Raw genomic sequence first — 22074 nt, 5'->3', positions numbered from 1 at the left:
TCAGGAAGGAACCCCGCGGACCGGCCTAGTCGGAGATCAGCCCGTCCCGGAGCTGGGCCAGGGTGCGGGTCAGCAACCGGGAGACGTGCATCTGGGAGATGCCGACCTCCTCGCCGATCTGCGACTGGGTCATGTTGGCGAAGAAGCGCAGCATGATGATGCGGCGCTCGCGGGGCGGCAGCTTGGCCAGGAGCGGCTTCAGGGACTCGCGGTACTCGACACCCTCCAGCGCGGTGTCCTCGTAGCCGAGGCGGTCGGCCAGCGAGCCCTCGCCGCCGTCGTCCTCGGGGGCCGGGGAGTCGAGGGAGGAGGCCGTGTAGGCGTTGCCCACGGCCAGGCCGTCGACCACGTCCTCCTCGGACACGCCCAGGACCGCCGCCAGTTCGGCGACCGTCGGGGAGCGGTCCAGCTTCTGCGAGAGCTCGTCGCTGGCCTTCGTCAGAGCCAGGCGCAGCTCCTGGAGGCGGCGCGGCACCCGCACCGACCACGACGTGTCGCGGAAGAAGCGCTTGATCTCGCCGACGACCGTCGGCATCGCGAACGTCGGGAACTCGACGCCCCGTTCGCAGTCGAAGCGGTCGATCGCCTTGATCAGGCCGATGGTGCCGACCTGGACGATGTCCTCCATCGGCTCGTTGCGTGAGCGGAAGCGGGCCGCCGCGTAGCGCACGAGCGGGAGGTTGAGTTCGATGAGCGTGTCCCGGACGTAGGCACGCTCGGGGCTGTTCTCGTCGAGTGCGGCCAGCCGCAGGAACAGGGAGCGGGACAGGGTGCGGGTGTCGATGGCGCCCGTGGCCGGCAGAGCCGGGGCGGGCGCGGCCTCGAGGGCCGTGACGTCGTCGAGCAGGTCGGGCTCGACGGGCGTGACGGGCTCGGCGGGCGCGGACTCGCTCTTCGTGAGCGTGAGCACCTTCGAGCTGCCCTGGTCTGCGGACATGCCACCCCCTTTGGGTCGCGGGACGGTCGCGGCGGACTCTCCCGGAGAGGAAGGTCAGCCTTCACCTGAATACCGGCGCCGAAGCCCCGGCAAACGCGCTTCCCGCAGAATGTCACATGTCGGCAACACGCTGTAGTGACATGTCGACATCTGGGTAACGAAACGGCCCTGGAAAGAGGGGGTGTGACGGTGTATCAGCGCAGATCTGTCGGGATCCTCCCTGGTGAGCGATTCGCTCGCAACGGTGACCGCTCGCTCCCCCGTTCGGTTACGGAAGACCCCCCGGACGGCCTACGCGTCGATCCGGTTCGCCGAGCGCAGCCGCTGGAAGCTACGCGCCAGTAGCCGCGAGACGTGCATCTGGGAGACGCCGAGTTCCGCGCTGATCTGGGACTGCGTCAGGTTGCTGTAGTAACGCAGCAGCAGGATCCGCTGTTCTCGTTCGGGGAGTTGCACCAGGAGGTGGCGGACCAGGTCGCGGTGTTCCACCCCGTCCAGCGCCGGATCCTCGTAGCCGAGGCGGTCCAGCAGCCCGGGCAGCCCGTCGCCCTCCTGCGCGGCCTCCAGGGAGGTCGCGTGGTACGAGCGGCCCGCCTCGATGCAGGACAGCACCTCCTCCTCGCTGATGCGCAGCCGCTCGGCGATCTCGGCCGTGGTCGGCGTACGGCCGAAACAGGTGGTCAGGTCCTCGGTCGCGCTGTTGACCTGCACCCACAGCTCGTGCAGCCGGCGCGGTACGTGGACCGTGCGGACGTTGTCGCGGAAGTACCGCTTGATCTCGCCCACGACGGTCGGCATCGCGAACGTCGGGAACTGCACGCCCCGGTCCGGGTCGAAGCGGTCGATGGCGTTGATCAGTCCGATGGTGCCGACCTGGACCACGTCCTCCATCGGCTCGTTGCGGGAGCGGAAGCGGGCGGCCGCGTAGCGCACGAGCGGGAGATTGGCCTCGATGAGCGCCCCGCGCACCCGGTGGTGCTCCGGCGTGCCCGGTTGCAACTCCTTGAGCTGGGTGAAGAGCACCTGGGTCAGTGCTCGGGTGTCGGCGCCGCGGCGCTTCTCCGGAACGGGAGCGGGCGCGGGCGCCTCCTCCTGGGGCGGCGCAGTACTGGCCGACACGGTCAACGCCACCTCTTCATCGGTCTTTGTCGGGCTTCATCAGAACTTCAGCGGTCCACTCATCCGTCAAAAGCGGTCATAGCATCACAAGACATGTCCACTGTGTGCAAGCACCTCATAACGCCGTGTTGAGGGAGAAGTTGGGGGCCGACGCACGCGAAAGCCCCCCGCCGTTCCGGCGGAGGGCTCGGTGCGTCCGAGGAGGCGCGGTGCGGAACGCGGCCTGGAACGGGCCTAGAACTCGTAGTCCGCGACCACCCAGGTGGCGAACTCGCGCCACAGGGCGACGCCCGCCTGGTGGGCCGGGTGCTCGATGTACCGCTTCAGGGCGTCCGCGTCCTCGACCGCCGAGTTGATCGCGAAGTCGTAGGCGATGGGGCGCTCGCTGATGTTCCAGCCCAGCTCCCAGAAGCGCAGGTCCTCGATCTCCTCGCCCAGGGCGCGGAAGGCCGCCTCGCCCTCCACGACCCGGCGGTCGTCGCGTTCGACGCCCTCGTTGAGCTTGAAGAGGACCAGGTGGCGGATCATGGGCACTCCCAGCGTGGTGCGCGGCCTCGGCTCCTCCGCGGCTACCGCGCCCCGTCGGAGAGCCAGGTGAAGAAGTCGCCGATGGCCTTCGCGGCGTCCGATATGCCCTCGAACCCTATCTGGACGTAGTCCGCGGCCTTGGCCGGGTCCGTGATGATCACGTACAGAACGAAGACCACGAGTACGTAGACGGCGATCTTCTTGGCGTTCACCGCCACCGCGGCCTCCCTGTGAGTGCTGACCCTCGGGCCCCCTGTTGCCGGCGGCGAGTGTAACCCTCACATCATCTTTTACGACCAACGGCTCGACGGTGAACCGCCTCCCGGACGCCCCAGGACGCGGAAGGTGCCCCGACGCCGGGGACTCCGGACGCGGCGTCCGCCCCGACGCCGTGCGACTCCGGACGCGGAAGGTGCCGCGTCCCCGCGACGGGGAACACCCGGGACGCAGAACACCCCCCGAGCCGCGTTCCCGCGGTTCGGGGGGTGTTGTCAGCGGTAGCGGAGGGATTTGAACCCTCGGTGACTTGCGCCACACTCGCTTTCGAGGCGAGCTCCTTCGGCCGCTCGGACACGCTACCGAGGGAGACCTTACAGCACGGTGGCCCCTGCTTTGAAATCGGTATTCAGCGGGAGCGGAAGAACTCGGTGAGCAGCTCGGCGCAGGGGTCCGCGAGGACGCCCTCGATCACCTCGGGCCGGTGGTTGAGCCGGCGGTCGCGGACGACGTCCCAGAGGGAGCCGGCCGCGCCCGCCTTGTCGTCGCGGGCGCCGTAGACGACCCGGTCCACACGGGACTGGACGAGGGCACCCGCGCACATCGTGCAGGGTTCCAGCGTGACGACGAGCGTGCAGCCGGTCAGCCGCCACTCCCCGACCTCGGCGGCGGCCCGCCGCAGCGCGAGGACCTCCGCGTGGGCCGTCGGGTCGCCGCCGGCCTCGCGTTCGTTGTGGCCGGTCGCGAGGACGGTCGTGCCGTCGGCGGCCAGCACGACGGCGCCCACGGGGACGTCCCCGCCCCGGGCGGCCAGGACGGCCTCTTCCAGGGCGAGCCGCATCGCGGCCCGCCAGCGGTCACGTACGGGGTCGGCGGCCACGGAGGTCGTCTCGGCGGCCTCGCGGGCCGGACCCGGTTCCGGTGCGGTCAGCGGACGGTCTCCAGGACCTCCGAGGCGCCCAGGGCCTCGGCGATCTCGGTGAGCGCGTCCTCCGTCAGCGACTTCAGCTCCTTCTCGGTGACGCCTAGGTCGTCGAGGATGGCGGGGTCACCGACCGGGCCGTGCGGGACGGCCTCGGCGGCGGAACCGGCGCCGGGGTCGTCGTCGGCGGCCTCGTCGTCCTCGCCGTCCTCGGTGCCGTCGAGGTCGAGGGCGTCGAGGTCGTCACCGGCGTCCCCGTCCCGGCCGAGCAGTTCGTCGGTGAGCAGGATCTCGCCGTACGAGCTGCGGGCGGCAGCGGCGGCGTCGGACACGAAGATGCGAGGGTCTTCCTCACCGTCGACGCGGACCACGCCGAACCACGAGTCCTCCTGCTCGATCAGCACGAGCACCGTGTCCTCGTCGGGAGAGGCTTCCCGGGCCAGGTCGGCCAGATCCGACAGGGTCTCCACATCGTCGAGCTCTGTGTCGCTCGCTTCCCACCCGTCTTCGGTGCGCGCGAGCAGTGCGGCGAAGTACACCGTGACTCTCCCACTGGTAGGCGTGCCGGTTGGGGGTCCCCCCGGCGGAGGTTACGGGCGGAGAGAGCTGTGCTCCGAGCCCCACCCACTCGGAATCGTGGCAGAAACAAGGCGTTCAGGGGACGTCTTCGGCTCCCTGTGTCCGGCTGTTTTGATCGCGGGTCGGTACGTAGGTCCACAAGCAACTCACCAGCGCACTCGTTGCCGCCACGAGCGGGATCGTACGCGGCTTTCGGATGCGTCCACGCACACCCACCCCTCGCAACGCCCGAGAGGTCGGCGATCTGCCCCGTGCGGGCCAGGGGCGGAGGGCTACCAGCGGAACGTGCGCATACGCATCGCGTGTCGCAGGCGGGCGACCTTGGCCCGGCGCGGCTGGACGCGGTCGCGCAGCTCGCGGGCCTCGGCGAGTTCGCGCAGGAACTGGGCGCGTCGCCGACGGCGCTGGGCCTCGGTCTCCGGCGCCTCGTCCGCATCTCGTGCCTCGCGGTCAGGCAGGTCAGGCATAAGTCCACCACCCCGGTCCGTCCTCTCCACCTTCCCTCCGACGAGCGGTTTGATGCCAGCGAACGGCCCAATCGAGGGGGAGAGGGTCACCAGGCGTGCGGACGTCGGGCCGCTTCGGCCCGGTTACTGTTGTGGACATGCGTCTCCACGTCGTCGACCACCCCCTGGTCGCCCACAAGCTCACCGCGCTGCGCGACCGGCGCACGGACTCCGCGACCTTCCGCCGTCTCGCCGACGAGCTGGTCACCCTGCTCGCCTACGAGGCGACGCGTGACGTGCGCACCGAGGCGGTCGACATCCAGACCCCGGTCGCCTCGACGACCGGCGTCAAGCTCTCCCACCCGCGCCCGCTGGTGGTGCCGATCCTGCGGGCCGGCCTCGGCATGCTGGACGGCATGATGCGGCTGCTGCCGACCGCCGAGGTGGGCTTCCTGGGCATGATCCGCAACGAGGAGACGCTGGAGGCCTCCACGTACGCCACGCGCATGCCGGAGGACCTCTCCGGCCGTCAGGTGTACGTCCTGGACCCGATGCTGGCCACCGGCGGCACGCTGGTCGCGGCGATCCGCGAGCTGATCAGGCGCGGCGCCGACGACGTCACCGCCGTGGTGCTGCTGGCCGCCCCGGAGGGCGTCGAGGTCATGGAGCGCGAGCTGGCCGGCACCCCGGTCACCGTCGTCACGGCGGCCGTCGACGACCACCTCAACGAGCACGGCTACATCGTCCCCGGCCTGGGCGACGCGGGCGACCGGCTGTACGGGGCGGCCGAGTAGGAGCCGCCGCCGGCGCGCGGAGCTCCCTCCCGGCGGGTCCTTCCGCCCTCTCGGCGGTTCTCGGCCCTCTGGTTCTCGGCCTCTGGGTTCTCGGCCCTCTCAGCAGCTCTTCTTCGTGGTGGCCGTGGGCTGCGGCGCCGTCAGGGCGGTCAGTGCCCTGGTGGCGTCCGCCTGGCTGGTCAGCGCCTGGAAGCCGTTGCCGAGGATCAGGTCGATCGCGGTGCCCGTGCGGGCGGCGTCGGTGCGGCGCTCGGCGGTGGTGAGCTGGGTCGCGAGGACGGGCAGCGACGTGTTGAGCGAGGACGCGGGACCGAGCAGGACGCCGGTGCCGGGGACCTTCTTGTCGTACTGCTTGCTCGCGTTGCCCACCTCGCCGATCTTGAAGCCGCGCTTCTGGAGTTCGTCCGCGGTGGTCTTGGCCAGCCCGCTGCGGGTGGTGGCGTTGAAGACGTTGACGGTGATCTGCGCGGGGCGGGGCAGCGCGGCGGACGAGGCGGTGGCCGCGGGGCTCGACGCGGCGGGGCAGGACTTCTTCGACCCGGCCGCCGTGGCCGTGCCCCCGCCACCGGTGAAGACGTCGATGAGCTGCAGCGTCCCCCAGCCGGCCACGCCGAGCACGGCACCACAGGCGACCACCACGACCAGCAGTCGTCCACGCCGCCGGTGCGGGCGCATCCGGGGGTACTTGTCCCCCGTGATCCGGTACTTGCCGCCCATGCCCGGGGGAGTCAGCATGCTCATGGGCGCAGCGTAGTGCGCCCGGGCGGCCGTGCCTACTAGATGATCATTCGACACCCCTGAGAGGACCCGAAAGGGCCAACCCGTGCCCGCGTGGCGGCACGGGAGGGGGCGGGGCTGGGCGGGGCGCACGGCTCACGGGGCGGGCGCGAGCGCTGCGCGAGAGGCGCGGGAGCCGGTGGACCATCGCGGAGGACGAGGCGTCCCTCGTCGCTCGTCCCGGCCGTCCCTCAGTCCAGCTCCAGCACGCGCGCGTGCAGCACCTGCCGCTGCTGGAGCGCGGCGCGCACGGCGCGGTGGAGGCCGTCCTCCAGGTAGAGGTCGCCCTGCCACTTCACGACGTGGGCGAAGAGGTCGCCGTAGAACGTGGAGTCCTCGGCGAGGAGTGTTTCCAGGTCGAGCTGCTGCTTGGTGGTCACCAGCTGATCGAGGCGGACCGGGCGCGGCGCGACGTCCGCCCACTGCCGGGTGCTTTCCCGGCCGTGGTCGGGGTACGGCCGGCCGTTTCCGATGCGCTTGAAGATCACACGGAAAGCCTACCGGTCCTGACGTTCCGGGCGCAGCCATGGCGACCGAGTGTGACGCCGGAAAAGACGTGATGAACCAGGGCGAAACGGGAAGGGCGGGCTGTCCGGGAGGGTTGTCGGCGACGTCCTTCCGTCCGGCCGCGCGCCGTACACAGGCTGTGGACGGGGGCCGGGGGCGCTTCCCGGTGCCGCAGGGCGGAGGCGGTGGCGCCGCCTCCGCCGCCGTGTCAGCGGCCCCGGTCGCTCTTCGGGCCCGGCTGGCGCTTTTCCTGGTCGGTGGTCCTCATCTGCGGTTTCGGTGTGCTGCGCGCGGCCTCCGCGCGCAGCAGGGCGCGCAGGACCGCGTACGGATCGGTGGGCATGGCTGGTTCCCTCGCATGTTCCTTCGCGTGGTCGTGTGCGGTGCACTGGCCGACTGGGTGGCGAGGGGCGGTCAGCAGCGCAGGACCACGGTGCGCAGGGCGTCCAGGGCGTGCGGCGGCCCGGGCGGCACGGGGAGCGGACGGCCCGGCGGGACGCCGGGCGCCGGCTCCGGGCGGGGCGCCGGCCGCGGGGGCGGTGCGGTGCGGGGGGAGGCGCCGGGGAGCGGCCGCGGGGCCGTGTCCAGGGTGTCGTACTCGGTGATCTCGGCGGCCACGGGCGGTGTCTCGGCCGGCCCGGCGGGGACGACCGGTACGAGGACGGCGAGCAGCAGCGCGACGACCCGTAGCCGGGCGCGGCCGGGCGGGAGGCTTCGTGTGCTGCTCATGGGAGGTCATCTCCCCGCGACACGCCGGGCGTTCAGCACGTCGGACGCGAGAACCGCCCGTTCGGCTCACAGGGTGCGGGGGATCTGCCGGGCCCGGGCCCGGATACGGACCGCGGTGGCGGTCTCGACGACGCCGACCACCACCAGCCAGATCCCGCCGACGAGGGTGAGCACGGCGACCGACTCGAACGGCGAGTCGATCAGCACGATCCCGCCGACGAAGGTGACGGCCCCGAGGAAGATCTGCCAGCCGCGCGCGGGCATGGCCCGGTCGGAGACGGCGGCCAGGGTCTGGGTGATCCCGCGGATCACCCAGCCGATGCCGATCCACAGGGCCAGCAGCAGGACGGACCGCATCGGACCGCGGAAGCAGAACAGGCCCAGCAGGATCGACAGGGTGCCGCTGATGAAGGCCAGGACGCGCAGCGAGGTCGTCCTGTGGGTGCCGAAGGCCGACACGAGCTGGAAGACGCCGCTGACGACGAGGTAGACGCCGAAGAGGACACCGGCCGCGACCAGGGAGGCGCCCGGCCAGCCCAGGACGAGGACCCCGAGGACCAGTGAGGCGATCCCGGTGACCAGGACGACCTGCCAGGCCATCCGGGACAGGGTGTGCAGGGGGCCCTCGATGGGCGGCTCGGGTTCATGGGCGTGCGGCGCGGTCGCGGACGGGGCGGCGGCCGGCGAGTGGTGGGCGTGGACCTTGCGGTCGTCGTACTCCGGACCCCAGGGGGAGCCGGTCGGTGGCTCGGTCATGATCCATGCTCGACCCGGCCCCGAGCCACCCGCCACCCGGGACGGGGCAACCGGCTGAGGGGCGTGCCGCCGGGGCGGGGGGAGTGCCTGCCGCCCGGGGGCGGGGTCGGGCTCCGCCTCCTGCCCGGGGGGCGGCTCTCTCGCCCCGGGCCGGTCAGTCGGCTGACGCCTGTTTGCTGGCCTTGGCCGCTGCCTTCATCTCCTGCTTGTGGGCCCGCACCTTCGCCAGCGACTCCGGGCCGGTGATGTCGGCGACGGAACGGAAGGACCGGGGCTCGCCGTAGGCGCCGGCCGCCTCGCGCCAGCCCTTCGGCTGCACGCCGAGCTGCTTGCCGAGCAGGGCGAGGAAGATCTGGGCCTTCTGCTTGCCGAAGCCCGGCAGTTCCTCCAGCCGTGCGAGCAGCTCCCCGCCCGTGTCCACACCCTCCCAGACGGCGCTCGCGTCACCCTCGTAGTGCTCGACGAGGTACTGGCACAGCTGCTGGACACGCTTGGCCATGGAGCCCGGGTAGCGGTGCACGGCCGGCTTCTCCGCGAGCAGGGCGGCGAAGGCATCCGGGTCCTGTGCGGCGATCTCGTGCGCGTCGAGGTCGTCCGCGCCGAGCCGGTCCGCGATCGTCCGCGGGCCCTTGAACGCCCACTCCATGGGCACTTGCTGGTCCAGCAGCATCCCGACCAGCGCGGCGAGCGGCGAACGCCCGAGGAGCGCGTCGGCCTCGGGGTCCTGGGCGAGGTGAAGGGTGACGTCCATGACTCCGATCATGCCGCCTGCGGGGTCACGTCGCCCGCCAGTACCCCAGCGCGTGCACCCGCTGCCGGGGAACGCCGAGGTCCTTGCGGACGTACGACGCGAGGGTGCGGGTGGTGGCCGTGTCGCTGGTGATCCAGACGTACGGGTCCGGGGCGTCCCGCAGCAGCTCCGGGAGCTCCTGGCGCACCCGCTCGACGAGGTGCGCGCCGGAGTCCCGCCGGGGCACGTGGCGCACCTCGTGCAGGGCCGGGTCCGTGTGGAACGGCAGGCCGTCGGGGGACCCCTCGTACCAGACCGTCACCGGCGACGAGCGGAACTCGTCGAGCAGGGAGTTGAGCGCGGGCAGCGACGCGGGGTCGACGACGGCGAAGACGTGCGAGGGCTCGGGCCGGGGCCGCTCGAAGCCGGTGCCCTGCACGGTCGCCTCGATGGTGTCGCCGGGCTTCGCCGCCCGCGCCCAGTCGGCGGCGGCACCCTCGTGCAGGGCGAACTCCAGGGAGAAGGTGCCGGCCGCCGGGTCGGGGTCGACCAGCGTGAACGCCCGCTGGTGCGGCTTGCCCGCGTGGGTGAACCACAGCCGGATCCACATCGTCGGGTGGATGCCGGTCGCGGCGAGCAGGCCGCCGTCGGTGAGGTGCAGCCGGCGGTAGTCCGGGGTGACGTCCTCACCGCCCGTGACGGTGAGGGTGAAGTCCTTCGCCCGCATCAGCCTGAGGACCGCGCCCTCCCAGCCCCGCCCCTGCGCCATGGCCCTTCACCTCTCGCGTACGATTCCTGCACCGATTGATTAGGTGAGGCTAACCTAAAGTGCGGAGGGGTCACAGGGGTGGCGAGCGAGACCGACAGATCTGACGGCGTCTACCGGGACACCTGGGGCATTCCCCACCTGCGCGCGGGCAGTGCCCTGGAACTCGCCCGCCTCCAAGGGCTGGTCACCGCCCGCGACCGGGCCTGGCAGCTGGAGGTCGAACGCCACCGCGCCCGCGGCACCTCGGCGTCCTTCCTCGGCCCCGAGGCGCTCCCCTGGGACCGCTTCGTCCGCCGCGTCCGCCTCGACGACACGGCCCGACGCTGCTTCGCCACCCTGGAGGAACGCGACCCCGAGACCGCCGACTGGGTGCGGGCCTACGTCGACGGCGTCAACGAAGGCCTCACCGCGACCGCCGACGCGGTCACCGCCGGCGGGCACGGAAGCACCGGCGCGGGCGGCGCGGTCGGCACCGTCGACGTGCGCGGCACCGCGGACGCCGGCCCGCAGGCCGCCACCGACCCGGCCGCCCCGGATCCGCGCCGGACCGTCGGCACCGTCCCCCCGTACCCGGATCCGCACGCCACCGCCGGCGACGCCACCGCCGGCGACGCCACCGCCGGCGACGCCCCCGCGGGCCCGCGCCTCGGTCCCGCCCCCGAGTTCGCCCGAGTCGGCCTCGTCCCCGGCCGCTGGGAGCCCTGGACCCCGCTCGCCGTCTGGCTCTCCACCCACATCCTGTTCGCCGGCTTCCCGGCCAAGCTGTGGCGCGAGGAGGCCGTCCGCCACCTCGGCCCCGAGTCCGTCGGCCTGTTCGCCACCGACGGTCCCGGCACCTCCGGCAGCAACGGCTGGCTGGTCGGCGGCGAGCGCACCGGCACCGGGCAGGCCGTCATCGCCGGCGATCCCCACCGCTTCATCGAGGACCCCGGCGTCTACCAGCAGATCCGGCTGGCCTGCGACGAGTTCGACGTCGTCGGGCTCGCCGTGCCCGGTGTCCCCGGCATCGCCCACTTCGGCCACACGGGCACGGTCGCCTGGGCCATCACCAACGCCATGGCCGACTACCAGGACCTCTACCGCGAACGGCTGCGCCGCACCGGCGCCGGTGTCGAGGCCCTCGGCCCCGACGGCACCTGGCGGCGGGTCGCCCGGCACACCGAACTCGTCCGCGTGGCGGGGGAGGAGACGGTGGAGGTCGAGGTGCTGGAGACCGAGCGCGGGCCGGTGATCGCCGGCGGGCCCGAGGGCCTCGACGACGGCACTCCGCTCGCCCTCGCCCTGCGCTACCCGCCCCGCGTCACGGGCGACCTCGGCTTCAGCGCCCTGCTCCCGCTGCTGCGCGCACGCCGGGTCGCCGACGTCGACCGTGCCTTCGACGTCTGGGCCGAGCCGGTCAACGTCGTCCAGGCCGCCGACACCGAGGGCGGCCTGCTGCACCGGGTCGCGGGCAGGGTCCCCGTACGGTCCGAGGCCAACCGGACGCGGCTCGTGCCCGCCTGGGAGCCCGGCCACGAGTGGACCGGCTGGCACGAGATGCCCCACGCGGGACTGACCGACGGCGTCGCGGTCATGGCCAACCAGCGGGGCCCCGCCGTGGACCTGGGCGTCGAGTTCGCCCCGCCGCACCGCGCCGACCGCATCCGCGAGCTGCTGTCGCAGCGCCGGGAGTGGTCCGCCGACGACATGTCCGCGATCCACACGGACACCCACCTCGCGTCCGCCGCCCCCCTGCTCGACCACCTCGCCGCCCTCGACGACCTGACCGGCCCGGCGGCCGGGCTGCGCGACCGCCTGCTGCGCTGGAACCGCCGCATGGACGCCGACAGCCGGGAAGCGGCCGTCTTCGCCGCCCTGCGCAGCGCGCTCGTCCGCCGCCTGGCCGCCCAGCCGGCCTTCGCCGCCCTGACCACCCCGCCCGCCTACCCCGAGGTCCTCCTCCCCTGGCTGAACCTCGTCGCCCGCGTCGGCTTCGCCCTCGAACACCTCCTGCGCGCCGAGGAGCTGTACGGCATCGACCGGCCGGCCCTGGTCAGGGAGGCCGTCGAGGAGGTCGCCGGGCAGCCGGCCGGCCGCTGGGGCGACACCCACCGCCTCGCCGCCTGGCGGGCCCTGCCCGACCCCGCACCGCAGGCCCCGGCCCTCTCCGGCGACCACGACTGCGTGCTGTGCACGTCGGCCGTGCCGGGCTGGACGGACCTCGCCGCCCGCGGCCCGGCCGCCCGCTACGTGTGGGACCTGGCCCGGCGCGAGAACAGCCGCTGGGTCGTCCCCCACGGCGCCTCGGGCCACCCCGACAGCCCCCACCACCACGACCAGCTCCCCCTCTGGCTCACGGGCGAGCTGGCCCCGGTCGTCACCGACTGGGCGCACCTGACGAAGGAGAGCGATGTCTGACCCGTACGTCCACGAGGAGACCGTCGACGGCTTCGGCACCGTCGGCATCCGGCCCCTCGACGCCGAGGGCGACGCGGACGTCGTCCACCGCTGGGTGAGCGAGGAGCGCGCCGCGTTCTGGGGCATGAACGGCCTGACGAGGGAGCAGGTCGCCGAGATCTACGCCCACATGGCCGGCCTCGACACCCACCACGCCTTCCTGGTGGAGCTGGACGGCATCCCGGTCGCCCTGCTCCAGACGTACGAGCCGACGGAGGACCGGGTCGGCGAGTGCTACCCGGTCGAGCCCGGCGACATCGGCGTGCACGTCCTCCTCGCGCCGGCCGGTGAGGGGGGCGCGCGGCCGGGCTGGTCGACGGCGCTGATGGGCGCCTTCACGTCGTACGTGCTGCTCGGCCTGGACCGGCGGCGGATCGTGGTGGACCCGGACGTGCGCAACGACAAGGCGGTCACGCGTTTCCTCCGGCAGGGCTTCGAGGCCGGGCCGGTCGTCACGCTGCCGGAGATCGACCTGCCGGACGTGTACCTGCCGGAGAAGAAGGCCCAACTGGCGTTCCTCCGACGGGAGGTAGCCTTCCCCGGGTGACTGCCCAAGGCCCGGTGACCCCCGAAGCCCTCGTCGCCCACTACGGGATGGAGCCGATCCCCCGTGAGGGCGGACTGTTCCGGCGTACCTGGGCGGGGCCCGAGCGGGCCGACGGACGCCCGGAGGGCTCGGCGATCGTCGCCCTGCTCACCGCGGACGACTTCTCGGCCCTGCACCGCCTGCCCACCGACGAGGTCTGGCACTTCTACCTCGGCGACCCGCTGGAGCTGCTGCTCCTCGCCCCCGACGGCACCTCGCGGACGGCGGTGCTGGGCCCCGACGTCCTCGGCGGGCAGCAGCCGCAGCTCACCGTCCCCGCGCGCACCTGGATGGGCGCGCGGGTGGCCGCCGGCGGCGCGTGGACCTTCTTCGGCTGCACCATGGCCCCCGGTTTCACCTACGGGGACTACGAACACGGGGACGCGGCCGACCTCACGGCGCGCCATCCGGACCGGGCCGCGCTGATCGGGGAACTCTGCCGTCCATGACGTTGCTGGCGGGTCAGGTGGCCCTCATCACCGGAGCGAGCGGCGGACTCGGCCACGGGATCGCGTTGCGGTTCGCCCAGGAGGGCGCCCAGGTGGCGCTCCACTGCCGTACGGGCGGGGCGGCGGTGCGTGACCTCGCCCGCCGGCTCGTCGGGTCGGGGAGCCGGGTGGTCGTCCTCCAGGCGGACCTCTCCCGCCCGCAGGAGTGCCGACGGCTCGTGCGGGAGGCCGCCGAGTGGGGCGGGGGACGGCTGACGGCCCTGGTCAACACCGCGGGCGTGCAGCCCGTACAGCCACTGGAGGCGATGACGGCCGCGGACTGGCGGACCGTCGTGGACACCAACCTGACCAGCGTCTTCGCCTGCACCCAGGCCGCGGCCGAGGTGATGCGGGAGCAGCGCGGCGGACCGGGCGCAGGCCGGGCCGGCGGGCCGGGCGGCACGGTCACCCACATCGCCTCGGTCGAGGCCCGGATGCCCGCCGAGGGCCACGCCCACTACTCGGCCTCGAAGGCCGCGGTCGTGGCGCACGCCCGGGCGGCGGCGCGGGAGTACGGGGCCTGGGGCATCCGCGTCAACACCGTCTCGCCCGGCCTGATCGAACGGGAGGGCCTGGCCGAGGCCTGGCCCGAGGGGGTGCGCCGGTGGCGGGAGGCGGTCGCGGTCGGCCGGCTGGGCCGTCCCGAGGACGTCGGCGACGCCTGCGTCTTCCTCGCCTCGCCGCTCGCCTCCTGGATCACCGGCCACGACCTGGTGGTGGACGGCGGGGCGTCCGCGCGGACGACGTGGTGAGCAGGACCGCGCCCCCGTCCGTACGTAACCCCGAGCACACGAGTCCGAGGTACGGAGCGGTGACGTGAGCGAGGGGCGCGATGACGGGCGACGAGGCGGCACGACAGGGGCGACCGGAACCACAAGGACCACAAGGACCGCACAGCCCTCCGGACGCGGCGGCCGTCGACTTCGGGGGCTGGTGCTGTTGGGCACCCTGCTGGGCCTGTTCCTCTTCGCGGGCGCGGGCCAGGCGTCGGCCCACGCCGCCCTCCGCGGCGCCGACCCCGCCGACGGATCCGTCGTCGAGACCGCTCCCCGCAGCATCACCCTGACCTTCACCGAGTCCGTCGGCCTGCTCGACGACTCCTTCCGCGTCCTCGACCCCGACAACCGGCGGGTCGACACGGACACGGCACGGCACGCCGACGGCCGGGCGGACACCGCGCGGGTCACCCTGCCCGGGAAGCTCGGCACCGGCACCTTCACGGTGGCCTGGCGGGTGGTCTCCGCGGACGGCCACCCGATCGCCGGCGCCTTCACCTTCTCCGTCGGCGAACCGTCCGCGACGCGCGCTCCCCTGCCCACCGGCTCCGTCGAGGACCCGGCCACCGCCGCCCTCTACAAGATCGGCCGCTATCTGGCGTACGGCGCGGCGGCCCTCCTCATCGGCGCGGCGCTCTTCGTCGCCGTCTGCCGGCCGACGGACGCGCGTTCCCTGCGCAGACCGCTCGTGGCGGGCTGGTCGGTCTTCACCGGCTCGACCGTCCTGCTGCTCCTGCTTCGCGCCCCCTACGAGACGGGGGCCGGCCCGTCCCGGGCCCTCGACCCGTCCGCCCTGGCCGGGACCCTGTCCGGCCGCCCGGGCCTCGCCCTGGTGGCCCGGCTGGCCCTGCTGGCGGTGGCCGCCGTCCTCCTCGTACGACAGCGCGGGCGCGAGCGGGTCGCGCGCCCCACCCTCGTCACCGGCGCCGTCCTCGCCGTGGGCCTGGCCCTGACCTGGGCCGCCGCCGAGCACGCGTCGGCCGGGATCCAGGTCCCGGCGGCGATGACCTCCTCGGTGCTGCACCTGCTGGCGATGGCGGCGTGGCTCGGCGGCCTGGCGGCCCTGCTGACCCTCCTCCACCACGGCGCCCTCCAGGCCACCGTGGCCGCCCGCTTCTCCCGGCTGGCCGCCGCCTCGGTGGCCGTCCTTGCGGTGACCGGCGTCTACCAGTCCTGGCGCGGGCTCGGCTCGCCCGACGCGCTGACCGACACCCCGTACGGCCGGCTCCTGCTCGCCAAGCTGGCCGCGGTGGCGCTGCTGCTGGCGGCGGGGACGCGGTCCCGCCGGTGGACCGACCGCCTGGCGAGAGCGGAGGCGCACGGCACGACGGCGGAACGGACGACAGCAGACGGCACGACGACGGAAGGGACGACGGCGGTGACGGAGGCGGTGACCGAGACGGAGACGGAGGCGCAGAGGCAGACGGAGGCGAAGGCACAGGCGCAGGCAAAGGCACAGGCGGCAACGGAGAAGGTGACCGTGGCCGCGGCCACGGTCGTGAAGACCCCCGCGCCGGTACGGCAGCGCATCCCGCAGCCGGTGGGCGGCCCCCCGCTGCCCGACGAACCCCCGGCCGCCGACCCGCCGCTCACGCCGGCCGAGGACGCCCACCGCCGCGCCCTGCGCCGCTCCGTCCTGGCCGAGGTCGTCGTCTCGGTCGTGGTGCTGGGCCTCACGACCGTCCTGACCGGCACCCTCCCGGCCCGGGCGGAGGCCGAGGCGGCGACCGCCGAACAGGCGACCGGCCTGCCCGTCGCCTCCGTCACCACGGTCCCCTTCGACACCGGCGTCCCCGGCACCCCCGGCGCCCGCGGCACGGTCCAGATCACCCTCGACCCCGGCCGCGTCGGCGCCAACTCCGTCCAGGCCGTGGTCTACGGCCCCGACGGCGGCCTGGCGAGCGTTCCCGAGCTGCGGCTGTCCTTCACCCTCCCCAGCCAGGACATCGGCCCCCTCGACGCCAAGCTCACCGATCGCGGCGGCTACTGGGCCGCGACCTCCCTCAACCTGCCCATCCCCGGCGACTGGGAGATGAGGATGACGGTCCGGACGTCGGAGATCGACCAGGTGAGCGAGACGGAGACGGTCCGGATCACGCGCTGAGGCAGGTGGTCAGGGGGTGACGGCGGCGGGCCGGGGGGTGCCGTGGAAGACCTGCCGGGTGTGCCAGGCCCGGTGGGCGGCCGCGACCGGCGGTGTGCCCGGCTGCGGGCCGAGCAGCGGACGGCCCGCCAGCGATGTCACGTGCTCACGGGCGGCGGTGCTGTGCCCCACGAAGCGCTGCGAGACCAGGACGCGGTGTCCGTCACCGACACCCAGGACGCCCTTGTCGAACAGCTTGTGGTGCAGCGCGCACAGGCACAGCCCGTTGTCGACGTCGTCCGGGCCGTCGAAGGCCCACCAGCGCACGTGCGCCGCCTCCAGCCCGACCGGCGTCGCCCCCACCCTCCCGTCGTAGCCGCAGAACGCGCACCGGTACTCGTAGGCGGTCAGCACCAGCTCCCGCATCCGGCGGTCCCGCTGCCGCCGCCCGGCCGCCACCGGCACGGTCTCCGCGAGCGCCGGCTCCAGCCCCACGGCTTCGCACAGTTCGCCGTGGAGCGACGGCGGGAAGTGCAGATCGAGCAGGGCACGCGCCATCCTGGCGAGCAGCGAGGGGTCACGCCGCAGCGCGACCCTCAGCTCCGGTACGAGCCGCCCGGCCGCGCCGGCCGCGCGCAGCTCCAGGACGCCGGTGCCGGGACTGCCGGGCCCGCGGTCGGTGCGCACCTCCCACACCCCGTCACTGACCAGGTGGTGGAAGGGGTAGGCGGGCGAGGTCCGGTTGCCGGGCCCGTACTCGGCCAGCAGCCGCTTCAGATCCTCCTCCACCGCGGTGTACCGCAACTCGCCGTCGGCGTCCTCCTGGAACCGTCCGAGGGCGTACAGGAGCAGAAGGGGCTTGTGGGGAGCGCGTACCCCGTTCCCGGTCCACTGCCTCAGCTTCGTGACGCGCTCCAGCCAGTCCATGACCGGCGATCGTAGCGACGCCCCGCCGGGGGAGCGGGCCCGGAGTGCGCGGGCGGGGAACGCGTGAGATCAGTGGAGGGAGACACGCGTCGCCGCGCGCGCAGCGCCCCCGAGGAGGCGTCATGGACCCGAGCCGTTTTCCCTCCGTGCCCGGGGCCCACGGCGGCCGCCGCGCCGAGGAGGACGTCCGCCATGCCTGAGCTGCCGGACGTCGAGGGATTCCGCAAGACGCTCGCCTCCTGCGCCAAGGGCAGGGTCATCCGGCGCGTCGAGGTGCGCGACGCGGGGGTCCTGCACGGAGTGAGCGGGCGGCGGCTGCGGGACGCGCTGGAGGGCCGGCGCTTCACCGAGCCGCAGCGGCACGGGAAGTGGCTGCTGGCCCGCACCGGCGACGGCCCGATCCTCGTGCTGCACTTCGGCATGACCGGCCGGCTGGTCTGCGGCCGCCCCGACGACGCCGTCGAGGCCCACGACCGCGTCCTGTTCACCGTGGCCGGCGGCCACCAGCTCCGCTACCGGGACCAGCGCAAGCTCCAGGGCCTCTGGCTGGCCGACGACGACTCCGACGTCGAGGGGCTGCTGGCCGGTCAGGGCCCCGACGCGATGGCGGTGGACCGCGAGGAGTTCGAGGCCGCGCTCTGCGCACACCGCGGCAAAATCAAGACCGTCCTCACCGACCAGTCCGTCCTGGCCGGGCTCGGCAACCTGCTCGCCGACGAGATCCTGTGGCGCGCCGGGCTGCGCCCCGCGGACCGGGCGAGCGACCTCACCCAGGCCGAACGCCGTCGCCTGTACACGCACATGCGCCGCACGCTGCGCCTCGCGGTCACCGCCGGCTGCGTCCCGCCGCGCGACTCCTGGCTGACCGGTCACCGCGACGACCCCGCCCCGGCCTGCCCGCGCTGCGGCGGCCCCCTGCGCCGGACCCGGATGGCGGGCCGCGGCACGGTGTGGTGCCCGCGCTGCCAGCCGGACGGGTCCTGAGCGCCGGCCCCCTCGGCCCCTGGCGGGTCGGATCCCGGCACCTGCGTACGCGTAGGGATGTGCCGGCCGGCCCTTCGGGCATCGTCGCGGACCGCGTCGGCTGCGGCAACGCCACCTGTCGAACCTGCGAGCGTGCACGGCCGGGGGGTGCCGGGCGAGGGTGTGGACGGGGCCGGGTGGGCGGCGCGGGCGGACCGCCGCCGACCCGGCCGTGAAGCGGCGATCAGTCCGCGCCGATCCGGCCATGGCCGACTCGCGCCCTTCTCGCGCCGGCCGACGCTGCTCAGACTGCCGTACACGGACCTGTCGGGGAGGGACTGCGAACGTGGCTGGGCGTGGGCGGGGTGCGGCTGGGCGTGGACGGGGCACGATTGGCCGTGGGCGGGGTGCGGCGGGGCGTGGGCGGGGCGCGGCGGCCCGCAGGCGGCGGGCGGCACGGCTGAAGGCGGTGGCCACGGGCGGCGGCCTGGTGCTGGTCCTGCTGGTGGTGTCCTGGTCGGCCGTGTGGCCGTACGTCACGGCGGCCCTGCTCCTCGGCGGTGCCGCGGCGGCGGGATGGTGGCTGTGGCGCACGGACCGGCTGCTGCGCGGCCGGGACCGTCTGTGGCGGCAGGAGGAGGCGGTGAGGGCCGGTCACCGGACGCTCGCCGAGGTGGACGCGATGACCGGCACCGAGTTCGAGGAACTGGTCGCGAGCCTCTGCCGACGGGACGGGTGCACGGACGTGCGGCGGGTGGGCGGCGCGAACGACCACGGAGCCGACGTCCTCGCGCGCCTCCCCGACGGGCGGAGCGTGGTGATCCAGTGCAAGCGCTACGCGCCCACCAGCACGATCGCCAGCCGTGAGCTGCGCGATCTGCTGGGCGCCAAGGTGCACTTCGGAGCCGACCTGGCCGTCTTCGTCACGACCACGCGCTTCAGCCGCCCCTCCGAGAAGTTCGCCGTGCACCACGGCATCCTCGCCGTCCACCGCGATCACCTCGGCCTGTGGAACAACGGCACCTCCCTGCTCTCCCTGACCGCGGTGAACGGCCGGGGACAGGGCGACCTCCGCCACCGGTCACGCTGGAAGCAGGCGTACGGCAAGTGACCGGCCGCGGGCGACGGCGCGCCCCGACGCATCGCGCACCGCCCTGCGCCCCACTGGCGCCTGGCGCACCGCCGCTCCGCCCCACTGGCGCACTGGCGCCGGGACGAACGCCGAGGCCGCGCGGGTGTGACGGGACATCGACGGAGCGGGGGAGCGGGAGGGAGCGTGAGGGGCCCCGCGAGGTGGCCTGTCACTGCCAGGGGCTATTGTCCGCCTGCTTGTCTCGTTCTTTTTCACAGGAGCTCCATGCGCCTCAAGCAGGTCTCGCTCGCCGCGGCCCTCTCCCTCGTCGCCGGGCTGACGACCGCCGCCGTCGGTCTCACCGGCTCGGCCGCCGTCGCCGACAGCACGGCGGCGCTGCCGCTGTCCGGCTACGCGGACATGCTGGTCGACCCCGCTCACCGGCACGTCTTCTTCAGTCAGGGCGCCGGCTCGACCGGCATCCTGGTCACCGACCTGTCCGGCGCCCCCGTCGGCACCATCGCCGGCGAGCAGGGCGCCACCGGACTGGCGCTCTCCCCCGACGGCGGCACGCTGTACGCGGCGCTGGCGGACGGTGACGCGATCGCCGCCATCGACACGGCGACGCTCACCGAGACCGGCCGCTGGTCCACCGGGACCGGCAGCGCCCCGGTCTCCGTCGCCGTGGCGGGCGGCCGGGTCTGGTACGGATACACGGCCGACGGCAAGGGCGCCATCGGGTCGGTCGACCCGTCCGCCGCCGCCCCGGCGGCGACCCCTCAGCCCGCCATGTCGCACTGGTCGGTCGCACCGCAGCTCACCACGGGCGGCGGCGTGCTCGCGGCCGAGGAGCCGCAGCAGAACCTCAGCCACGTGGCCACCTTCGACGTCTCCTCCGGCGCCCCGTCGGTCGAGGCCGACACCCTCGTCCACGGCGGCACGGCGACCGGGTTCGAGGTCACCGGCGACGGCACGAAGGTGCTGCTCGCCGCCCCGCAGCAGCCCGTCCTGAAGGCGTACCGCAGCTCGGACCTCGCCGCCGCCGACCCCGCCGGGTACTTCACCGGCGGTGTCGGCTCCGCCCCGAACGCGGTCGCGGCCGACACCGACGGCACGATCGCCGTCGCGGGCACCTCCGGCGTCTACCTCTACGCCGGCTCGAACACCCTCGCCGCGAACCGCGTCACCTTCCCGTCCGGCACCACCGTCGCCCCCGACGGCCTGGAGTGGGGAGCCGACGGCACGACGCTCTACGCCGTCACACGGGACTCCTCGGGCGCCCACACCCTCAACGTGCTCAGCGCCGCCAAGCTGACCGACACGCAGCTCTCCCTGGAGCACCCGAAGTACGCGGTCCCCACCGAGCAGTACACGATCACCGGCGCGCTGAGCACCCGCGGCTCCCTGCCGGTCGGCGCGCCGCTCCAGGTCACCCGCGACGGCACGGCCCTGCCCGACGCCACGGTCGGCACGGACGGGACGTTCGCCGTCAGCGACACCCGGCAGGACGAGGGCACGTACACCTACCAGGTGTCGTACGCCGGTGACGCGACGCACCGGGCGGCGACGGCCTCGCTGACGGTGCACGTGGCGAAGCTGCCGACCACCCTCCTGGGCCCGGACCTCACCTCGGCGAGCCCCGGCTCGGTCGTCTTCACCGGCGCGCTCTTCACCCAGCTGGGCTTCGGCAGCCTCCCCCAGGGCACCACCGTCCAGGTGGCCCGGAGGAACGACGACACCCAGGAGACGGTGCAGCTCCCGTCCGTCCAGGTCGACCCGGCCACCACCCGGTTCACCGTCACCGACGCCCCGGGCAGCCCCGGACGGTTCACCTACATCCTGTCGTACGCCGGTGACGCCACCCACCAGCCGACAGAGGCCGGCATGAGCTTCGAGGTCTCCCGGTACGCCCCGGCCCTGACGCTGAACGCCCCGGCGACCGCGACCCGCGGCGCCGCGCTGTCCTTCGGCGGCAAGCTCGGCGACGCCCCCTACGGCAGCGGCCAGACGGTCACCGTCTCCCGCACCGACGCCGCCCACACCACGACGCCGGTGAAGTGGACCGTGCCCGTGGCCGCCGACGGCACGATCACCGTGAAGGACACCCCGTCCATCGGCGGCGCCAACACCTACACGGTGAGCTACCCGGGCGACGCCTCCCACCAGCCGGCCACCTCGTCCGCGATCGTCCAGGTGTCCCGCGCGGCGACGGCCGTGACCGTCACCACCAACGCGTCCACGTACGCGTACGGCGCGACGGCCACCGTCCGCGCGCACCTCGGCACGACGTACAACGGCCGCACGGTCTCGATCTACGCCACGCCCCACGGCGGTACGAAGACGTTGGTCAAGACGGGGACCGTGGACGCCAACGGCAACCTGACGGCCACGTACAAGATGACCCGCAACACGACCTTCACGGCGTCCTTCGCGGGCGACTACCGCTACGCGCCGGCGACGGTCACCCGCGTCGCCAACGCCTACGTGAAGGTCGCGACGACGCTCGGCGGCTACTACACGAGCACCACGTACAGCGGCATCACCTACCGCGTCTACCACCGCACGGTGAAGCCGACGGTGACCGCGACCGTGACGCCGAACAAGGCGGGCCAGTGCCAGCGCTTCCAGGTCCAGAAGTACTCCAGCGGAGCCTGGCGCACGCTCACCACGTCGGGCTGCTTCGCCCTGACCGCGAACAGCACCGCGAAGACCCAGCTGAGCCTCACCAACGCGCTCAACCAGAAGTTCCGGGTCCGCTCCCAGTACGAGCGCAGCAGCAAGGACAACACCAACCTGACCACGTGGGGCGGCTGGCTCTACCTCACCGTCAGGACCTGAGCCCTCCACAGGAGCCCCCAGCCGCCGGAAGACGGCCTGGGACCTGACGGGACAGACGGACACCGCCGAAGGGCCCCACCGCAAGCGGTGGGGCCC

Annotated in this window: 24 protein-coding genes and 1 tRNA gene; 9 read left to right on the top strand and 16 right to left on the bottom strand. The window is 73.7% G+C overall.

The features are described 5' to 3' along the window. Positions 1 to 25: 25 nt before the first annotated feature. From ACIBBD_RS06800 to ACIBBD_RS06765, 8 genes are all read right to left on the bottom strand, one after another. A complete protein-coding gene (locus ACIBBD_RS06800) occupies positions 26 to 937 on the bottom strand; it encodes an RNA polymerase sigma factor SigF (RefSeq protein WP_399418222.1) in 912 nt (303 codons plus the stop codon). 291 nt (positions 938 to 1228) lie between these two features. Further along, positions 1229 to 2062, bottom strand: coding sequence for an RNA polymerase sigma factor SigF (locus ACIBBD_RS06795; protein ID WP_399418663.1), 834 nt, complete (start codon positions 2060 to 2062; stop codon positions 1229 to 1231). A gap of 228 nt (positions 2063 to 2290) precedes the next feature. Then, entirely contained in the window at positions 2291 to 2584 is a 294-nt protein-coding gene (locus ACIBBD_RS06790; protein WP_399418221.1) for a Dabb family protein, read from the bottom strand. Positions 2585 to 2625: 41 nt separating this feature from the next. Continuing rightward, the gene (locus ACIBBD_RS06785; RefSeq protein ID WP_399418220.1) at positions 2626 to 2802 is read right to left on the bottom strand and encodes a hypothetical protein; all 177 of its coding nucleotides are present in this window, start codon (positions 2800 to 2802) and stop codon (positions 2626 to 2628) included. A gap of 277 nt (positions 2803 to 3079) precedes the next feature. After that, positions 3080 to 3164, bottom strand: a tRNA-Ser gene (locus ACIBBD_RS06780). Positions 3165 to 3209: 45 nt separating this feature from the next. Next, positions 3210 to 3641, bottom strand: coding sequence for a tRNA adenosine(34) deaminase TadA (gene tadA, locus ACIBBD_RS06775; RefSeq protein WP_399418662.1), 432 nt, complete (start codon positions 3639 to 3641; stop codon positions 3210 to 3212). Between the two features lie 86 nt (positions 3642 to 3727). Next, positions 3728 to 4261, bottom strand: coding sequence for a hypothetical protein (locus tag ACIBBD_RS06770; protein ID WP_399418219.1), 534 nt, complete (start codon positions 4259 to 4261; stop codon positions 3728 to 3730). A gap of 312 nt (positions 4262 to 4573) precedes the next feature. Further along, positions 4574 to 4768, bottom strand: a complete 195-nt coding sequence (locus ACIBBD_RS06765) for a hypothetical protein (RefSeq protein ID WP_399418218.1) — start codon at positions 4766 to 4768, stop codon at positions 4574 to 4576. A 137-nt stretch (positions 4769 to 4905) separates the two neighbouring features. Here ACIBBD_RS06765 and upp point away from each other — a divergent pair, with 137 nt between their 5' ends. After that, positions 4906 to 5541, top strand: a complete 636-nt coding sequence (gene upp / locus ACIBBD_RS06760; RefSeq protein ID WP_399418217.1) for a uracil phosphoribosyltransferase — start codon at positions 4906 to 4908, stop codon at positions 5539 to 5541. Positions 5542 to 5640: 99 nt separating this feature from the next. Here upp and ACIBBD_RS06755 read toward each other — a convergent pair whose 3' ends face one another. The 7 genes from ACIBBD_RS06755 to ACIBBD_RS06725 form a co-directional block, all read right to left on the bottom strand. Then, positions 5641 to 6258, bottom strand: coding sequence for a LytR C-terminal domain-containing protein (locus ACIBBD_RS06755; protein WP_399418661.1), 618 nt, complete (start codon positions 6256 to 6258; stop codon positions 5641 to 5643). A 251-nt stretch (positions 6259 to 6509) separates the two neighbouring features. Continuing rightward, entirely contained in the window at positions 6510 to 6806 is a 297-nt protein-coding gene (locus ACIBBD_RS06750; protein ID WP_004943146.1) for a type II toxin-antitoxin system VapB family antitoxin, read from the bottom strand. 227 nt (positions 6807 to 7033) lie between these two features. Continuing rightward, positions 7034 to 7168, bottom strand: coding sequence for a hypothetical protein (locus ACIBBD_RS06745; RefSeq protein ID WP_399418216.1), 135 nt, complete (start codon positions 7166 to 7168; stop codon positions 7034 to 7036). Between the two features lie 71 nt (positions 7169 to 7239). Further along, positions 7240 to 7554: a hypothetical protein gene (locus ACIBBD_RS06740; protein WP_399418215.1), complete on the bottom strand. Its 315-nt coding sequence runs from the start codon at positions 7552 to 7554 to the stop codon at positions 7240 to 7242. Between the two features lie 66 nt (positions 7555 to 7620). Continuing rightward, positions 7621 to 8310 carry an HdeD family acid-resistance protein gene (locus ACIBBD_RS06735; RefSeq protein WP_399418214.1) on the bottom strand — a complete coding sequence of 230 codons (690 nt, stop codon included), beginning with the start codon at positions 8308 to 8310 and terminating at the stop codon, positions 7621 to 7623. A 154-nt stretch (positions 8311 to 8464) separates the two neighbouring features. Continuing rightward, on the bottom strand, positions 8465 to 9061 hold the full coding sequence (locus ACIBBD_RS06730) for an HhH-GPD-type base excision DNA repair protein (protein ID WP_399418213.1): 597 nt from the start codon (positions 9059 to 9061) through the stop codon (positions 8465 to 8467). A 25-nt stretch (positions 9062 to 9086) separates the two neighbouring features. Beyond that, positions 9087 to 9809, bottom strand: coding sequence for a siderophore-interacting protein (locus tag ACIBBD_RS06725; protein WP_399418212.1), 723 nt, complete (start codon positions 9807 to 9809; stop codon positions 9087 to 9089). Positions 9810 to 9938: 129 nt separating this feature from the next. Here ACIBBD_RS06725 and ACIBBD_RS06720 point away from each other — a divergent pair, with 129 nt between their 5' ends. The 5 genes from ACIBBD_RS06720 (at position 9939) to ACIBBD_RS06700 (ending at position 16199) form a co-directional block, all read left to right on the top strand. Further along, a complete protein-coding gene (locus tag ACIBBD_RS06720; RefSeq protein WP_399418660.1) occupies positions 9939 to 12206 on the top strand; it encodes a penicillin acylase family protein in 2268 nt (755 codons plus the stop codon). Then, on the top strand, positions 12199 to 12792 hold the full coding sequence (locus ACIBBD_RS06715; RefSeq protein ID WP_399418211.1) for a GNAT family N-acetyltransferase: 594 nt from the start codon (positions 12199 to 12201) through the stop codon (positions 12790 to 12792). The genes ACIBBD_RS06720 and ACIBBD_RS06715 overlap by 8 nt, the downstream gene beginning before the upstream one ends. 14 nt (positions 12793 to 12806) lie before the next feature. Next, on the top strand, positions 12807 to 13280 hold the full coding sequence (locus tag ACIBBD_RS06710) for a cupin domain-containing protein (RefSeq protein WP_399418658.1): 474 nt from the start codon (positions 12807 to 12809) through the stop codon (positions 13278 to 13280). After that, positions 13277 to 14071, top strand: a complete 795-nt coding sequence (locus tag ACIBBD_RS06705; RefSeq protein WP_399418210.1) for an SDR family NAD(P)-dependent oxidoreductase — start codon at positions 13277 to 13279, stop codon at positions 14069 to 14071. The genes ACIBBD_RS06710 and ACIBBD_RS06705 overlap by 4 nt, the downstream gene beginning before the upstream one ends. Positions 14072 to 14252: 181 nt before the next feature. Continuing rightward, the gene (locus ACIBBD_RS06700; protein ID WP_399418209.1) at positions 14253 to 16199 is read left to right on the top strand and encodes a copper resistance protein CopC; all 1947 of its coding nucleotides are present in this window, start codon (positions 14253 to 14255) and stop codon (positions 16197 to 16199) included. 9 nt (positions 16200 to 16208) lie between these two features. On the opposite strand, the gene ACIBBD_RS06695 is transcribed toward ACIBBD_RS06700, so the two are convergent. Beyond that, on the bottom strand, positions 16209 to 17105 hold the full coding sequence (locus ACIBBD_RS06695) for a phosphorothioated DNA-binding restriction endonuclease (RefSeq protein WP_399418207.1): 897 nt from the start codon (positions 17103 to 17105) through the stop codon (positions 16209 to 16211). Between the two features lie 192 nt (positions 17106 to 17297). On the opposite strand from ACIBBD_RS06695, the gene ACIBBD_RS06690 reads away from it, so the two are divergent. From ACIBBD_RS06690 to ACIBBD_RS06680, 3 genes are all read left to right on the top strand, one after another. Beyond that, on the top strand, positions 17298 to 18089 hold the full coding sequence (locus ACIBBD_RS06690) for an Fpg/Nei family DNA glycosylase (protein ID WP_399418206.1): 792 nt from the start codon (positions 17298 to 17300) through the stop codon (positions 18087 to 18089). A 448-nt stretch (positions 18090 to 18537) separates the two neighbouring features. Then, entirely contained in the window at positions 18538 to 19179 is a 642-nt protein-coding gene (locus tag ACIBBD_RS06685; protein ID WP_399418205.1) for a restriction endonuclease, read from the top strand. Between the two features lie 246 nt (positions 19180 to 19425). Next, positions 19426 to 21978 carry a hypothetical protein gene (locus ACIBBD_RS06680; RefSeq protein WP_399418204.1) on the top strand — a complete coding sequence of 851 codons (2553 nt, stop codon included), beginning with the start codon at positions 19426 to 19428 and terminating at the stop codon, positions 21976 to 21978. Positions 21979 to 22074: the final 96 nt, after the last annotated feature.

Origin of the sequence: Streptomyces sp. NPDC051315 (assembly GCF_044455165.1) — a bacterium.
Classification (GTDB): domain Bacteria; phylum Actinomycetota; class Actinomycetes; order Streptomycetales; family Streptomycetaceae; genus Streptomyces.
This window is presented reverse-complemented; position numbering and strand designations above follow the sequence as displayed.